Source organism: Clostridioides sp. ES-S-0049-02 (assembly GCF_020658465.1).
Taxonomy (GTDB): domain Bacteria; phylum Bacillota; class Clostridia; order Peptostreptococcales; family Peptostreptococcaceae; genus Clostridioides.
In genome coordinates, this window is the sequence record NZ_JACVWG010000012.1 from 45177 (window position 1) to 62779 (window position 17603).

13 protein-coding genes are annotated in these 17603 nt (G+C 27.4%); 8 read left to right on the forward strand and 5 right to left on the reverse strand.

Annotation, left to right across the window (positions count from 1 at the left end; genetic code table 11):
- Nucleotides 1-2235: 2235 nt before the first annotated feature.
- Entirely contained in the window at nucleotides 2236-3192 is a 957-nt protein-coding gene (locus tag IC213_RS17460; protein WP_227824521.1) for a diguanylate cyclase domain-containing protein, read from the reverse strand.
- Between the two features lie 717 nt (nucleotides 3193-3909).
- Between IC213_RS17460 and IC213_RS17465 the strand changes: the two genes are divergently transcribed.
- The 5 genes from IC213_RS17465 to IC213_RS17485 all read left to right on the forward strand — a co-directional run bounded on the left by IC213_RS17465 (nucleotide 3910) and on the right by IC213_RS17485 (nucleotide 7735).
- Nucleotides 3910-4905 (forward strand): ATP-binding cassette domain-containing protein, encoded by a 996-nt coding sequence (locus IC213_RS17465; RefSeq protein WP_227435631.1) that lies wholly within the window; start codon nucleotides 3910-3912, stop codon nucleotides 4903-4905.
- Nucleotides 4892-5746, forward strand: a complete 855-nt coding sequence (locus tag IC213_RS17470; protein ID WP_227435633.1) for an ABC transporter permease — start codon at nucleotides 4892-4894, stop codon at nucleotides 5744-5746. Before IC213_RS17465 ends, IC213_RS17470 begins: the two co-directional genes overlap by 14 nt.
- Nucleotides 5746-6537, forward strand: a complete 792-nt coding sequence (locus IC213_RS17475; protein WP_227860654.1) for an ABC transporter permease — start codon at nucleotides 5746-5748, stop codon at nucleotides 6535-6537. Before IC213_RS17470 ends, IC213_RS17475 begins: the two co-directional genes overlap by 1 nt.
- A 28-nt stretch (nucleotides 6538-6565) precedes the next feature.
- Nucleotides 6566-7105: a CDP-alcohol phosphatidyltransferase family protein gene (locus IC213_RS17480; protein ID WP_227835053.1), complete on the forward strand. Its 540-nt coding sequence runs from the start codon at nucleotides 6566-6568 to the stop codon at nucleotides 7103-7105.
- Nucleotides 7106-7270: 165 nt separating this feature from the next.
- A complete protein-coding gene (locus IC213_RS17485) occupies nucleotides 7271-7735 on the forward strand; it encodes a hypothetical protein (protein WP_227435640.1) in 465 nt (154 codons plus the stop codon).
- A 155-nt stretch (nucleotides 7736-7890) separates the two neighbouring features.
- Here the strand turns inward: IC213_RS17485 and IC213_RS17490 are convergent, their stop codons facing one another.
- The gene (locus tag IC213_RS17490) at nucleotides 7891-9030 is read right to left on the reverse strand and encodes a macrolide family glycosyltransferase (RefSeq protein ID WP_227435642.1); all 1140 of its coding nucleotides are present in this window, start codon (nucleotides 9028-9030) and stop codon (nucleotides 7891-7893) included.
- A 126-nt stretch (nucleotides 9031-9156) separates the two neighbouring features.
- On the reverse strand, nucleotides 9157-9372 hold the full coding sequence (locus IC213_RS17495) for a TetR/AcrR family transcriptional regulator (RefSeq protein WP_227435644.1): 216 nt from the start codon (nucleotides 9370-9372) through the stop codon (nucleotides 9157-9159).
- Between the two features lie 354 nt (nucleotides 9373-9726).
- On the opposite strand from IC213_RS17495, the gene IC213_RS17500 reads away from it, so the two are divergent.
- The 3 genes from IC213_RS17500 to IC213_RS17510 all read left to right on the forward strand — a co-directional run bounded on the left by IC213_RS17500 (nucleotide 9727) and on the right by IC213_RS17510 (nucleotide 12306).
- On the forward strand, nucleotides 9727-10377 hold the full coding sequence (locus tag IC213_RS17500) for a PadR family transcriptional regulator (protein WP_227863313.1): 651 nt from the start codon (nucleotides 9727-9729) through the stop codon (nucleotides 10375-10377).
- A 1-nt stretch (nucleotide 10378) separates the two neighbouring features.
- Nucleotides 10379-11329 carry an SDR family NAD(P)-dependent oxidoreductase gene (locus IC213_RS17505; protein WP_227824519.1) on the forward strand — a complete coding sequence of 317 codons (951 nt, stop codon included), beginning with the start codon at nucleotides 10379-10381 and terminating at the stop codon, nucleotides 11327-11329.
- 263 nt (nucleotides 11330-11592) lie between these two features.
- On the forward strand, nucleotides 11593-12306 hold the full coding sequence (locus IC213_RS17510) for a response regulator transcription factor (protein ID WP_227863314.1): 714 nt from the start codon (nucleotides 11593-11595) through the stop codon (nucleotides 12304-12306).
- 75 nt (nucleotides 12307-12381) lie between these two features.
- Here the strand turns inward: IC213_RS17510 and IC213_RS17515 are convergent, their stop codons facing one another.
- Together IC213_RS17515 and mgtA are read right to left on the reverse strand one after the other, a co-directional pair.
- Entirely contained in the window at nucleotides 12382-13911 is a 1530-nt protein-coding gene (locus IC213_RS17515) for an ABC-F family ATP-binding cassette domain-containing protein (protein ID WP_227863315.1), read from the reverse strand.
- A gap of 654 nt (nucleotides 13912-14565) precedes the next feature.
- Nucleotides 14566-17256 carry a magnesium-translocating P-type ATPase gene (mgtA, locus tag IC213_RS17520; protein WP_227863316.1) on the reverse strand — a complete coding sequence of 897 codons (2691 nt, stop codon included), beginning with the start codon at nucleotides 17254-17256 and terminating at the stop codon, nucleotides 14566-14568.
- Between the last annotated feature and the right edge of the window lie 347 nt (nucleotides 17257-17603).

The following is a 17603-nucleotide window of genomic DNA, read 5'->3' on the forward strand; positions in this document are numbered from 1 at the left end:
TACATGAAATTTTAAATAGAAAGTATTTGAAGGGTTTTTTATACATAGTAGAAGGAAATATTATACTTATTCTTAGTCCATATGTGATTGGTCAAATATTGTTTTGAGAGATACATTAATAGCTTTAATCGATTTATTCTGTAAACGTAATAATTTCTATAAATAGTCGCTTAAAGATTATGATAAGTACAGTTATAATTAATGTAGTTTTAAAAATCTATTTAATGATACACGAAGTATGAGGTTAGAATGTCTTGTGTTTGTTGTTTTTTTGATAATAAAAATCAGAGAAAATTAAAAAAACTGTTTTGTAGTCTCATCATTTGAACAAAAACTCCAGCTTTATAAGTCACAGTATATAGATGAATTTAAGAAGATGGATTACATTTGAAAATGCTCATGTGATTTCTCAATAAAAAATATAAATAACCAGATATTTTATTTTCCAAAATATAATTGGGTATATAAAAAGGATGTATGATTTTTCTAATTCTATCAATATAACTATAAATCAAGTATTACCTTGATTAATAAGAAATGAATCAAAAATTAAATATGATAATTAAAATTTTATATTTTAAAAAGGATGACTAATAAAATTTTAGGAGACAGCATACTGTTTCTGATACTGACTTTTTCAGTAGAAAATAAAGACAATATTTGCAAAGAATGTTTACTATCACAACCATAGTACTGATTATTTTGAAAGGTAGGAATATTTAGGAGTTGTGTATCAATTAACTAAATCTACAGATATATTTCAGGAGCATGTGAGATATTCACAGCAGGATTTTAATTATTGTTTTTTGTCCTAGAAAAAAAAGAAAACAAGTATAACGAAAATTTATTATATTGTTTCCATACAGTATGCATTGGGGAGTGTAATAGAGGTAAAGAACTTTTGGATGTTATTCAAAGACTAGATGATTTTGGATGAAAATTAAAAGAACAAAATATAATCTATAATATGAATGATTATATTTTTCTAAAACATAGAATTGAATCTAACCTTGAGTATATGAAACAGATAGTGTAGGTTCAAAGTGTTATTATCAGTTTCAACATGGTTATATTGGGTTTTATTAATCTATCATTTGGTTAAAACTGTGATAAAAATTGTTTACACTCCAATTAATAATGGTATTATAAAATGGAGTGAACTGAGATGAAATCAATTAAAGATAGTAAAGAAAAGAGTATTGCATGTAAAATAGAGATTTTAGAAAATATATAATAGAAAAGGAAAGATATTTTTGATGCTTGATATTAGCACTCCTGATTTAGCCTATAAATGCTTACAAGAAATTTTAGGTATTTAAGGTGAAGGTATTGACTTGAGTAAATTGAAACAGTCAAACCTATTTGTGAGATTCGGGAGGGCAAAGAAACTTAACGATTTTAATGTCAATAGATACTTTTTTGTTTCAAACTATATTATATAGCATTGGAAGAGAGGAGAATCAACAGAAATAAGAGTATTGTAAATGTTTATGGAAAATTTATCATAGCTAATGTCTATGATGAGAAATGCAGAAATTATATAGTATCATTCAGAGTCTAACTAGATTTGGCTGGCATCGAATGTACAGATGTTCTAAGTAATAAACGACAGAAGGTGGTTTATTGGTTTAATATAGTATAAATGCTATGTTACACTATTTAAAAGCAGGTAATTACAATAAGGTTTTTATAACCCAATTACTATTAAAAGAAGCTATAATGTGTTGTATATAGAAATTGTAAAATTTAGAAAACTTAAAATTAATTATCTAAAGGTTACGATAATGGGTAGTTAGAAAATAATGCAACGAATTACAGATAAAATATTTTTATTATTTTTAGTTTTTAAATGAATTTTTATTGGGATTGTAGAGCGGAAGGCGAGTTGCGAATTGCTATAAATTTGATGGTGGAAGGCAGATTTAAATTCACAAAATGCAGGCAGAAGAGCCTAAAAAATTACATTCATAGGTGGTTCTTTATGAAATACACTGGAGTTCCAAATTCAACAAGTATATTTTGGTATCCTTAAAATATGTAGAAACTGTAGCTAAGATAATCAAGCATAGTAACATTTGTAGGAAGTATATATCAATAATATATTGTATTGCCACCGAATTGCCAAAACAATGTAATTTTGGTGGCAATTTTAGTAAAAATTATAAAACATTATACAAATGAAAAGGGTGGTAATCAAATCTTATCACCCCTTCATGCATCTGAAATTATTTAATCTTAAAACCAACTAAAATTTCCTTTGTTGTTTCTCTTTGTATAATATAGAGCATAATCAGATTGTTTATATAAAGATTGAAACGTATCTAAGTTGCTTTCTAGTCTTGATATGCCTATAGAGCAAGAATTGATATCAGAACATAACTTTGCAACTTTTTTTGCTTTATTTTCAACATCTTCCTTAGACTGATTGATATATTCAAATACAGCAAATTCATCTCCTCCAAGTCTTCCAATAATAGCATTATTGGTAAACACTTTAGTCAAAACATTAGCAAATTGTATTAATATTTCATCTCCTCTAATATGACCAAATATATCATTTATTTGCTTAAAATTATCTAAATCAAAAATATAAAAATACCCACATGAAGTAGTTTCTAGCATTTCTTTTATATGTACTTCAAAAAAATGACGATTATATAATCCAGTCATAAGGTCTTTTTCTGATTTCAACTTAAATTCATTAGCCATAGCTAGAGCTTCTTTTGCTTTTTCAGTTATTGTTTTAGGATAGTATTCATCTTTTACCTGATCAAAGTTTGGAATAGAATGGTGTATATGGAGCAGTGTGATTTTACCATCTATAACTTTATATACCATAGTAAATCGAGTATCCATTTCTACATATATGTCTCTTTCTAAGTACTCTTCTTCTATTACCCATAGAGTTCCATATACTATAAAAGTTTCATTTGTAACTTTAGTACATGAGTACCACTCATCTATAATTTTAAAATTTATTTCTTCTGATTCTATTTGGTCTTTTTCAAGATTTATAATGAAGTTCTCTAATGATGTATAGAATTCATGTTTTCCTGTTCCAAACAATGTAAAATTATCATCTAATAAAGACATGATAAATTGTAAGCCATCCTCGTCTGGATTTAAAATATAAATGTGCCAGATTTTCTTTGATAAATCACATAATTGTTCTTGTATTGTATTATTTTCCATAGAGTAACCCCTTAAGATTTGTAGTTTATAATTCTTTTAGTTAGTACTATTTATTTGGATGCTTGTGACAATATTATAATATAGAATTAAAAAAATTGCATCTGATTTGTACAATAGTGTACTTTATAAGAAGAAGCATAGGGTAATCATCTCTAATGTAAATAATGTATTTTTAAATTTTGATTAAAGCAATTAATGAAATTTAATTTCAATTGTAAAGAAATAAAATAAATTTAAATATATGAGCATCTTAAATTATACTTGAATATAAAAAAATTTTATGGTAAAATATCAGCAATAATATTAGTAAAGGAGTGTCTTGCTTGATGTCGGAGTTATATATAATGGTAACCAACAAGTAAATAGTTGGAGACGCATAGGTATTCTGTTTAATCAGAATTTTTAAGTGTATTTTTGATACATTTAATTGTTGTGTCTTGTTCTGCCTTTATAGATAACTAACATATGACAACAAATAATAATATTATTATATATTACTTTGTTAAATTGTGGTGTAGTGGGCTTTAATCTGCTACACCTTTATTAATTTTCCATAGTGTTATTTTAAATATAATTATGTTGAAATAGAAAAGATTAAATTTTCTAGTCCACAGGAGTTTTCTGTTTTTGTGTAGGTAAATAATACCACATAAAAAGGCAGATATGAATACCTGTGGACTTTTTTTGTAGAAAATACAAGATATGGAGGCAATAAAAATGAGTATTATTGAACTTAATGAACTGACTAAATCTTATAGGAGATTTGAGAAAGAACCAGGATTTATGGGAAGTATAAAATCTTTATTTAATAGAAAATATACAGAAAAAACAGCTATATCATCCCTTAATTTAAAAATAGAGGAAGGAGAATTTGTTGGATTAATAGGTAAAAATGGAGCTGGAAAAACAACTCTTGTCAAGATGATGACTGGAATTATTGCTCCATCTTCTGGAAAAATCTCTGTCATGGGTTATTATCCAAATAAGTTAGAAAATAACTTTAAAAAACAATATGCTGTTGTTATGGGGCAAAAAAGTCAGCTATTTTTTGAATTGACGCCAGCAGATACATTTCTTTTATTTAAAGAGTTATATGATATATCTGATGAAGAGTATAAAAAGAATTTGGATTATTTTATAGAGTTGTTTGAAGTATCTGATTATATAAATGTTCAAGTTAGAACACTTTCTTTAGGAGAAAGAATGAAAATGGAGCTTATTGTAGCACTTCTTCATAATCCTAAAATTTTATTTTTAGATGAACCAACAATAGGTCTAGATGCAGTGGCACAAAAACAAATTAGGTATTTTCTGAAAGAAGTAAATAAGAAAAAAGGTACTACAATAATGCTTACCTCTCATTATATGGAGGATATAAAGAGCCTTTGTAGTCGAAGTATTGTCATAGAAAATAGTCATAAAATATATGATGGCTCTACAGATGAATTATTTAATCATTTTCAAAAATATAAGAAAATAACAGTTAGCTTCACTGATGAAACTAAAATTTTATTTCCAAAAGACTATAAGATTATTGAGCAAACAAAACATAAAACATCAGTAATTGTACCAAAAGAAAAAGGTAATGAAACTGTTAAATGGATTTTTGATAAGTATGATGTTGAGGATGTAACAATTGAAGAAGAAGATATAGGGAATGTTGTAGAACGAATATACAAAGAAGGATGTGAAGAGTATTATGAACAACTATAATGAAGCATATTCAAGACAATCATTGTTTTATAGATTTAAACAAAATATAAGAAAGTACTATGAAATAGCTAAAATTAATTTCAAAGTACAACTTATTTGGAGGTTTGATGTAGTAGTTAACATGATGTTTACTATTATAAAAATTTTATTTGCTTATATTTTGTGGAAGGCAATTTTTGGTGAAAATGACATAGTTTCTGGCTTTACATTTAATTCAATGTTGTCTTATTATATAATAAGTTCATTTTTATCAGGTATTGATATGTCAAGAAGTACAAGTGAGGAGATATGCAATCGTGTAAAGTTGGGTACATTTTCAAAATACATGATTATTCCGATTGGTGCACAAAATTATTTTTTTGCTAAAAATTTTGGAATGACCTTTTTTTACTTAGTATTTAATATGATTTCTGCTTTTGTATGGATTTTTATATTTAAAATAGATTTTGCTTTTACATCAAATCCAATACAAATTTTAATTTCAATTTTGATGATTTTCTTAGGGCTTATTTTTATGATGCAGCTTCATTTCTTTATTGGAATTTTATCATTTAAATTTCTAGAGATTGGTTTTTTTAGAATGATAATCGATAATATAACTGAATTTGTTACAGGAACAATGATACCGCTTGTTCTTTTGCCAGAAGTTGTAGTAAATGTTATGAAATTGTTTCCATTTTATTACACAACCTATTTACCATCTATGTTATTAATAGGTAGAAATAGTAATGATGCAGTACAAGGACTGATTATTATAGCATTATGGGTTTTATTCTTCTTTATAGTAAATAAAATTGTCTATAAGAAGATGAGAACACTATTTGATGGGGTGGGGATATAATGAAAAAAAAATTTAAAATAATATTTATGTTACTAAAAATGAAACTATCAAAAATGATGGTGTTTAGATTTGATTTTTTTGGAGCATTTTTTGTAGATAGTTCATTATTTATATTACAATTGTTAATGTTTAATGGCATTTACTCTCATGTAGATTCAATAGGAGGTTGGCAGCGTGGAGAGATGATAATATTTATAGGAACTTTTTCATTAATAAATGCTATAAATATGACCATTTTCTGTTTTGGAATTTATGATATTCCACGCAAAATTCAAGAAGGAGAATTAGATTATTATATTACAAAGCCAATAGACCCATTGTTTAGATTGACATTTGAGAATATTAATATCGGTTCATTACCTTTAGTTTTTGCAAGTATACTTATAGTTGTATATGGAGTATCTGGATTAAATTCAGAAATAAATTTTGCTATGGTACTGGCATATACATGTATGGTGTTATTGATGACATTGCTTTTTTATGATGTGTGTATTATATTTCGGACAATTCCATTTTTTGTTATATCATCCTCTGCTATAATGAGATTGGAAGATAATTTACTACCAATGAATATGAAAATTCCAGGTGTAATTTATGAAGGTATTTTTAAGCTACTATTTTATTTGATTTTACCATATGGAATTATGTCAACAATCCCAACTCAAATTTTGTCTGGGACATTAACAATAAAAGGATTAATCTACTCAATTAGTATTGTATTTGTATTTACAGTATTTATGTGGAGGTTTTGGAAATTAGGACTGAAACATTATAAAAGTGCAAGTAGTTAATAAATTTTCAGTTTAGAGGTGACAAGGAATGAAAAATATAGCAAATATTATTACTATACTTAGAATCATTTTATCAATAGCTTTGCTCAAAATAGAGATGTTTTCTTCTTTATTTTTTACAGTCTATATTATGTGTGGAGTAAGTGATTTTCTTGATGGATATATAGCTAGAAAAATGAATATAGAAAGTAAGCTTGGCTCAAGGCTTGATAGTATGGCTGATATATGTTTAGTAATATCAATGTTTATTATTATGCTTCCAGTGATAAATATTTCAAAATATATAGTATTATGGATATTAACAATTGTCCTTGTTCGAATTACATCAATAATTATAGTGATTCGTAAATACAACACATTTGCTATATTACATACATATGGAAATAAATTATCTGGTTTTATGTTATTCTGTTTACCTTTAGTTTATAATATTATGAATACAAATTTACTTGCAAGTATAGTTTGTGTTGTAGCAAGTATTTCAGCCACTGAAGAAGTAATAATACATATATTATCTAAAGAGTTAAAAATAGATATTAGTAGTATTATAGAAGTACTTATTTCATAAACCTGTTTCATATGATACTAGACAATAGAAACTAAAATTTATGTAAGTATTGATTAAAAGACGAAAAATAATTAGATTAAAGATTAAGGTATTATACTTATCATATATGATATTATAATAGCAAGATATATTAAAACTCTATTTAAATAATTATATATAATTTTTATGGGATTATATACGATTGTAGATACTATATTTGTATCTAGATTTGTAGATACAAATGCTTTATCTGCAATTAATCTTGTCTGTCCTATTATTAATATTATTGTTGGACTTGGAACCAGGCTTGCTACTGGAGGAAGTGCTATTGTAGCTTGCAAGATGGGGAATGGATATGGATGGAGCAAAGAAAATTTTTACTTTGATTATATTATCTGTAGCTATAATTGGAATACTAATTACCAGTATAGGTTTACATCATCTATGTTTACAGCATTATCTAATGGAAAGATATCTGCAATATTATCTTTTTTACGTACATTTGGTTTTATAACTATAGGTTTATTGACATTACCAAATATCTTGAATATAGATGGAATATGGTTAGCAGTGCCAATTGCTGAGTTTTTAACCTTATTTTTAACAGTTAGTTTTATATATAGATATAAGAATAAGTATAACTATATATAAATACAATAATAAATATAATTAATATATATCTTTTTCGACTGTACATCATTTAGCCCATAAGTAACGATTTTTCATTTATTTATGGGCTTTTATTGTATTCTTTCCTTTGGATTCATTCCTTAACTGACAAGTTTGTTCCTAACAACAGTACGATTTTAATGTTCTTTTACCATTTTGTTATCCATATACTGAATAATCAAATCAGCACCAAATTCATTACCACCTGCATTTCTAATTTCTTTTTGCATAAGCAATATACTTTGAGCTATAGTCGAATCATTAAGAACAGCTAAGGTAGAATTTTTAAGAATGTCACTTGTAATGTGTTTGTGAGAAATCTTTTTTCCTAAGTTTAAGCGTTCAATTTGCTGTGCGTTAGTTGGTTGGTCACTTATAAACGGAATAACCACCATAGGAACGCCAAAATAAAGAGACTCCATAACACTATTTAAGCCACCATGAGTTATAAAAACACTTGCTTTTTCTAATATTTCAAGCTGTGGTACAAAAGGGAAAATATAAAAATTATTTGGTATCTTACCTAAATCTGATATATTTATTGAATTACCAACAGATATAATGACAGTTACATTTTCATCTTTAAAAGCATTGATACATTTTTTGTAAAATGACATTGCTTTATTTACAATTGTACCTAGAGAAATATAGACCAAATTATTTTTTGATTTTGGCAATATAAATTCATTTTTTTTATTACGTTGATAAATAGAGGTACCCAGAAACTTAAATTTATTTTCTGAAAAATCTTCTGCATATGGTTGGAATTTTTTTACAGTATATACAAGATTAAGTTCTGGAGGATTTTCAGTAATCTCTTTTAACCAAGAATCAGTCTTTAATTTAATTCCCTTTGACACTTTTTTAGTCCATCTACGACATACCCATTCAAAACGAAATACACTTAACACGCCACCCGAATTAATAAATTCTTTCATCAAAACTTTATTAGTAGCTGGTGCAGTAATAATCCTAATAACAGGTTTATTGAATCTCTCTGCTATATGTTTTCCTAGAAAGAAAAAATGCTCATAAATAATTAAATCGAATTCATGTGCTACCTTTATAGAGGCTTGATAGACATTTTTTATTTGAATAGAAAGTTTTTCGTTATCTTCATAATAAAGGAAATCAGCTCCCACTTCTAAGACTTTATCTTTCCATTCTTCAGTTAGTAAGTATGTTACAGAATTACCTCTATTCACTAATTTTTCCACTAACCCAAGGGTAGGGTATACGTGTCCAGAAAAAGGTAAATTTATAAATAAAATTTTCATAATCAAACCTCCTTAAAATTTTTTTATTATATATTCACTTTGTAAATATAAGAGGTGGAACTTTTAACGTTCTACCTAAAAATTCAGAAATAACTGTATGCTGTTTATTTTTATTGGACCTTATTATTAACTAATTTGTAAAATAGTGAAATGCTCTAATGATTTGTAAAATAGCTCTTGCTTAGAGCTAAAATAATGATAAAACATTCCAACTTCTCCATTAACCTTATTTAATATCATGCTAACAGAGATGATTTCATACCCATACTTTAAAAATAATTGAATAGCAGAATCTAGTATTTCTTCTCTTTTTCCTCCTTCTAAAGCAGATTTTCTTGCCATAAAATTAGCATCTTATTCAAATAAACAGAATATTGTTCTGTTTATATTTTATAATACGATTTAGATAAAGTCAATTATAAACAGAATATTGTTCTTATAATATAAAATATTAAAGCTTACACATGTGGAAGTATGATACAAATCTTTAATTATTTATCTTAAAATATTCTAGGTGTTATCATTAAGACTATTACTGTTTTCTTATTAAAGCTATAAAATCTATATAAAATTAATTTTCTAGAGTTCTTAAAAGATTATTACTGCGATTTTAAAGGTGTTACTTTGACTTTTTTAGTGATTGATTTTATCTATTAGAAATGTTACTATTAGTAATATAAAAGGAGAGTAAATAAAATGGACAAAATTATTTTAGGATTACTTATGCTTAAGAAGCTGACAATTTATGAACTGAGAAGTATCATAGAAATGAATTTCACTTCTATGTGTAGCAACAGTATGGGAAGTATTCAAGCAGCAATAAAAAAGTTGCTTGAAAAGAAGATGATAGTGTATGAAGAGTTTGTTGAAAATAGTGTCAATAAGAAATTTTATGCATTAACGGATGCAGGAAAAGCATGTTTTTTAGAATGGGTAGAGACGTCTATGGTTGCAGGTAAAGTGAAGGATATGGAATTAAGTAAATTATTTTTTATGGGATTTGTTCCAACGCAAAAAAGATTGTCACTAATTCAATCTTATATTGTTGACCTCAAAAAGGAAAGAGAGCAGTTGGAGAATATCAAAATACAAGACATCAATGTTGCAAAATTACAGTATATTACCTATCTAGAAGAAAACCAAGAACAGTTTAATCACTTTTTACAAGATACTGAACATTCCAACATACAAAGAGATATTCAAGATATAATTGATTTTGAGTTATTGACCTTAAAGTTTGGAATTGATAGGACAAATTTTGAAATAGCATGGTTTGAAAATTTAAAGAAGAAATTAATTAATGAGTGGCCAAACAATAGTCAGAATCAAGGAAAAGGGGGTAGCTAACATGAAAGGAACTGTAATAATAACTGGAGCTAATTCAGGGATAGGAAAGGCAGCAGCATTTAAGTTTGCATCAGAGGGTTATAGGATTATAATGGCATGTCGTAATATTCAGATTAGTGAACCCGTGTGTCAGGAAATTATAGCTAAAACTAAAAATATTAATGTGGATTTGCTTCAACTAGATATTTCATCGAGACAATCAATTTATAGTTTTTGTGAGACCTATAAAAAAAAATACAATGTATTGGATATCTTAATCCATAATGCTGGACATTTTAAACATGGAGAAAAAAATTTTCAACGAAGTATTGATGGTATAGAATTAACATTTGCTACCAATCTATTTGGGCCAGTTCTTATGACCAATTTATTATTGGATATGCTTGCTAAATCAAAAAATCCTAAAATTCTAAATGTATGTAGTACAAATATAAAGCATTTTTTTGATGAAAGAAGAAAAATTAATTTTGGAGTTTTAAGTGGTGAAACTGTAGAAGATAAAGAATATAATTCTTATAAAATTTATGGAGATTCTAAAATAGCTTTACTTATGGTTACAAGTATGATGAAACAAGAATACAAGCCTTATAATATAAGTGTAAATGCAATTATGGTTCCAGCAACAAAAATGAGTAAAGAAACAATTAAGAAATTTAATTCGTATTGGAAAGTACTTGCATTTTTACAAAACATTATTATACCAAAATCAGAAATTATTGGAGAGGCTTACTTTTCGATTTGCACCTCTAATGTTTATACAGGTATGACTGGAAAACTAATAAATCACCAAGGAAAGATTGTTGAAATGGCTAATGACTCAATATCATTTATAAAAAGCATTACAAGCACAGATGTTTATCCACCTTATGTCAATAACAAAGAGACAATAGAGAAAGTATGGACTATATGTAAACAATATGTTGAAAATGCTAAATGTAATTTGCTAGCATAACACATATAATTCATAAGGTTATTATAGCAACAACATAATCTTATTAATATTTCTAAAAGGATGGAATATTCTTGATAATTCTGTTCAAACTTTATTTAATTGTTTGAATTAATATGAGAAAGATTACAATTAGCTATAATTTAATTTATAATTGATATGTACTTGATTTTGTTTAATTATTTGAATATACTTTAAGCAGAACGCATAGAGTTAGAGGGTTAGTAGATAAAAGACAATAACTCTTTATTAGGAGTGATTTTACTATGGAAACATACTTTGATAAGAAAATATTACTTGTTGATGATGAAAAAGATATAATAAATTTAATTGAGGAAGTATTGATAAAGGATGGCTTTAAAAATATTGTTAAAGCTTATAATGGCTTAGATACGATTTCTTTGTGTAAGATAGAATGTCCAGATGTTGTTATTCTCGACATAATGTTACCTGATGTAGATGGCATAGAAGTGTGCAAAAAAATTAGAGAGTTTTCATATTGTTCAATTCTCTTTCTTTCATCAAAAGATGATGATATTGACAAAATACTTGGTCTTAGTAGTGGAGGAGATGATTATATAACAAAGCCATTTAGTCCAAGAGAAGTTGTTTTTAGAGTCAAATCTCAGTTGCGTAGACAACAATATCAAAGTGTTGTATCATCAGAAAATTCAATAATTAGGTTAGGTAATATTACAGTTGATACAGAAGGATGCCGTGTGTATAAAGATGCAAATGAAATTGAGTTAACAGGTAGAGAATATCAGCTTTTAAGTTATATGGCTCAAAATTTAAATAAAATTATAGGAAAAGAAAGTCTTTATGAACAGGTATGGGGTGTATATAGTAGTATATGCGACAATACAATTATGGTACATATAAGACATCTAAGAGAAAAGATTGAAGATAATCCTTCAAATCCTAAAATACTTATAACAGTCAAAGGGCTTGGATATAAGCTTGTGAATAGAGTTGATTAGGATGAATTTTAGTGATTGTTTTTTAGGCACTCATTTATGAGTGCCTATTAATATGCTTATACTTTAGTAAAATATTTACGATTTCAAATTAAATACCTTGTCAATCCAACCTTTATAAAACTTTTCTTCGTGAGAAACTAAAATAATACTTCCCTTAAATTGTTTCAAAGCATTTTGTAAAGCATCTTTTGTTTCTGCATCAAAGTGGTTAGTTGGTTCATCTAAAATCAAGAAATTACAAGGTGACAACATCACACAACATAATTTAACCTTAGACTGTTCACCACCACTTAGTGTGGAAACACTTCTTGAAACATGTTCTTCTTTTACACCACACTTGGCTAAAGAGCGTCTGATTTCCTTTGTGCTTAATTTTGGATATATATCTGCCATTATTTGAAGTGGTGTTTTAATAGGATTTTCCCATTTTAAATCCTGCTCATAATAACCAATTTTTATCTGGTCTGAAAAGAGGAAGCTTCCAGAAATACAAGGGATATCTTTAACCAATGTTTTTAACAAAGTGGATTTACCAATTCCATTAAATCCAGTTATAACTACTTTTTGACCTGCATTAACAGAAAAATTTAATTTTGGTAGTAATGGATAATAGTATCCAACTTCAAGATTAGTTACTGTGAGTGCGTTTTGCACAGATATTTCAATTTCTGCAAATTGGATACATGGTTTTCCTGTAAAGTTAGGAGGAGCTATTTTTTCTATTCTATCCAATTGTTTTTGTCTTCCTCTTGCAATTTTTGAATTTACACCAGCCTTATTTTTACGTATAAATGTTTCTTCTTTTTCTATTTTCTTTTGTTGCGCTTGATATTTTCTAATATAATCCTCTCTTAAGTGTGATTTTTGTTTAAGAAATTCTGAGTATTTTCCATGATACTTTTTAATCATTCCAAATTCTATATCGAGAATACCTGTGGAAATTTTTTCTAGAAAGTCGAAATCATGGGAGACTACAATAAATGCACCTCTAAATGTATTTAGATAATTGGCAAGCCATTCAACATGCTCTTTGTCTAAAAAATTTGTTGGTTCATCTAATAATAAAACTTCATAATTAGAAAGTAGTAATTTTGCCATAATTACTTTTGCTCTTTGACCTCCACTAAGTTCCCCAATAATACGATTCATTCCTATTGAATCTAGTCCAAGACCATTTGCTACCTTATTTATTTCATTGTCTATAGAGTAGAAATCACTTGCTATTAATTGCTCTTGATAAGTTGATGCCTTAATAAGTTGTTGCTCATTTCCAGATATAGAACTTTCTTGATATAGCAAATTCATTTCTTTCTCTATTTTATAGAGGTCTTCAAATGCAGTGTGTAAATACAATGATATTGTTGTATCTCTATTAATATCTGCATATTGGTCCAAATGACCTATTTTGATATTAGGTTGCCACTTAATCTCTCCTGTATCTGGGATAACTTCTCCTAATAAAATTTTAATTAAGGTGCTTTTACCTACACCATTTTGGCCAACCACACCTATATGTTCGCCTTTAAATAAATCAAAGTCAGCTTTTTCGTACAGTGATTTATCCATAAAACATTGTGATAAATTATTTACTTTTAATAAACTCATAATTCAAACTCCTTTTTTACTATAAAAATTTTATGAAAATAAAAAAGCAGAGGAATAGCATTATAAAATGCCGACCTCTGCTTTTGGAAAAACAAAAGGCCATAGATAAGCATTGCTATCTATGGCCATAAAATCTATATATCTATCGGCAAATAGGTAAATTTAAATAAGCATAGCTAAAAAACTACACTAAACCTATATTTGCCGATGAAGATAGAAGCTTTAAGCTTCCAGATTAACCTCTACACAACGCTTCATCATATACATTTGTGTAGAGTTAAGTTTTCTAACAAGTTTAACTAATTTTATATAAATCATAATTATTCACATCCTAATCTCAATATTAATTCTAATTCATTTATATTTAAATTGCACTATTGTACTTTTGATTTTTTTCATTTAATTTAATACATATATCACTAATTATAGCTTAAATCATGTTATCATAATACTTAATTATAGTCAATATAAAAGATATTTTTACACGAGAACTTTTATAATACAATAAGTTTAAGTTATATTATAAAAATAAAGGATATAAATTAATTACAATAAAATAGAAGCTACTTACAAGATTTTAAAAAAGTAAATAGCTTCTTTTATTTGAATATATTTTAAAATATTTATATATTATATATTATATAAATATTTAAATTATAGCAATTCTCCATATTTTTTTATAAAGATTTTTTTTATCATAGTTACCAATACCATATAAGATAAGATAGTAAAAATTAACCCTATAAAATAGATATTTGGCAGTGGAATCATACCAATAGCATTTCCAAATGATGTATAAGGTATAATAGTTCCAATTGTAATTCCTATTGTTGTTAAGAGCGTTAGTCTCCATGAAGCTCTACTTTTAACAAATGGAATGTGTGGAGTTCTTATCATATGAATAACCAATGTTTGAGACCATAAAGATTCTACAAACCATCCTGCATGAAATAGAGATATAAAACCAAGTTGACTTGTAGTATCTAAGCTATGAAAACTTCCGCCAAATACTCTTGGACATATGAAAAAATACATTAATATATATGTTGTAATATCAAATATTGAACTAGTTGGACCAATCCAAGTCATAAATTTACTTATAGATGATGAGTCCCATTTTCTTGGGATTTTTAGATAATCATCATCTACATTATCCCATGGAATAGTTATACATGAGATATCATAGATTAAGTTTAGCACTAAAATTTGAATTGGTAACATTGGTAAAAATGGTAGAAATGCACTTGCTATTAATACAGAAAACATATTGCCAAAATTAGAACTTGCTGTCACCTTTATATACTTTATAATATTTGCATATGTTTTTCTTCCTTCAATAACACCTTCTTCTAATACCATAAGGTCTTTTTCAAGCAGTATAATATTTGCACATTCCTTAGCAATATCAACAGCTGTATCAACAGATATTCCAACATCAGATTCTTTCATAGCAGCAGCATCATTTATACCATCACCCATAAAACCAACCGTATGACCATTTCTACGAAGAGATGCGACTATACGAGATTTTTGCTCTGGAGAAAGTTTTGCAAATATACTTGTACATTTCACCATTTCATCAAGTTTAGTATCACTCATGTCTTCTATATCTGAACCAAGTAGGATATTTTTAACTTTAATGCCTACTTGTTTACAAATACATTTTGTTACTGCATCATTATCACCAGTTAGGACTTTTACATCAACTCCATTTTCAAGTAATGCTTTTATAGCATTAGCTGTACTTTTTTTTGGAGGGTCTAAAAATGCAAGATAACCTATTAAAACCATGTTACTTTCGTCAGAAACTGAAAAAGAATCTATAGGTGAAGGGTTGTTTTTTTGGGCAATGCCTAAAACTCTCATCCCCTCATCATTATACTTAGAAACAGTTGTAAGAATTTCCTTACGTATTTCATTAGTGATTAACTGAATATCACCTTTATATTCAACATGAGTACAAATTGATAGCATTTCTTCAATAGCACCTTTTGTAATAAGCTGAGTTTTTCCTAGTTTATTTTTAACAACTACACTCATTCTTCTTCTATTGAAATCGAATGGGATTTCATCAATTTTTGTGTAGTTTTTCCAAAGTTCTTGCATACCATTTTCATTTGCATGGTTGATAATAGCTATATCCATAAGGTTCTTAAGACCTGTTTGATGGTAACTATTTAAAAATGCATGACGAAGAACTCGTCTATCTTCCTTGCCATGAATATCAAGAGAATATTCTAAGATTACTTTATCTTGAGTCAAAGTTCCTGTTTTGTCAGTGCAAAGTATATCCATAGCGCCAAAGTTTTGGATAGAACTTAAGTTTTTAACAATAACCTTTTTCTGTGACATAGCAACTGCTCCTTTTGCAAGGTTTGCAGATACTAACATTGGTAACATTTCTGGTGTAAGCCCAACTGCTACTGAAAGTGCAAATAAAAATGCTTCTGTCCAATCACCTTTTGTAAAGCCATTTACAAAGAGAACAATTGGAACCATGACAAACATAAATCTTATAAGTAACCATGAAACTGAATTAACACCCTTTTCAAAACTTGTTATAGTTTTTTTATTTGTTATTTGTTGAGCAATAGAACCAAATATAGTACAATCACCTACTGCAATGACAATAGCTATAGCTGAGCCACTGATTACATTACTACCCATAAATGCAAGGTTGTCTAAATCAAGAACATTATTTGAAGTACTTTTTTTAGTATTATAAAACTTTTCTATTGGTTCACTTTCTCCTGTAATAGAAGACTGACTAACAAATAAATCTTTAGACTGTAATATACGTACATCAGCTGGAACCATATCACCAGCAGCAAGATGGATAATATCTCCAACTACAACTTCTCTTAGTGGTATTTCCACTAATTCTTTAGAATTACGCATAACTGATATAGTAGTATTTACCATTTCACTTAGAGCTTGAGCTGCTTTTCCAGAGCGAGATTCTTGAATAAATTGCAATAGACCACTTATAGTTACCATTGTTAAGACTATAATAACTGTAGTTGCATTTTTATCATCAGGTTTTGCTAAAATAACATCTGTAATAAAGGAAATTATAGCTAAAGTAAGAAGTACAATAGTAAAGGGATTTATAAAAGATTTTATAAGTTTTTTTATAAAAGAATCACCTTTTTTTTGAGTGATTTCATTTTTGCCGTACTTATCTTGCATTTTATTAACCATTTTTTCACAATAGCCATTATAAGAATTTTCATATTCGTTTAATAAAATACAGGCGTTCATTGTAGCTGAATCAATTAAACGTTCCTTTGAAGTTGAACTAGATGAAGTTCTTGTAATAAATTTTTTATTTAATTTTTTTATCATGTCTAAATCCTCCTTAATAATTATCTGTTTTGTACAGAAAAAAGGAAGTAAAGACATAAGCCTGTGACGAAAACACATCGCTTATTTTATATTTATTAAAAACAGGTAGAAGAAATAAGACGTACAAAATAGTACATGTATTCTTCAAATAAGTGACTACTTCGCCCGACAGGGCTTATGCTACTACTACTTCCTACGTCCATTTTCTCCACCTCCTAAATTCAAAATATATAAACCTATAATAGACAAATAGGTATTAAAAAATCCCTTGTCAAAGCAAGAACAATGACAAGGGATTTAAATCCATATAAAAATAACCAAGGTATAAAAACCTAAGTATATTTATA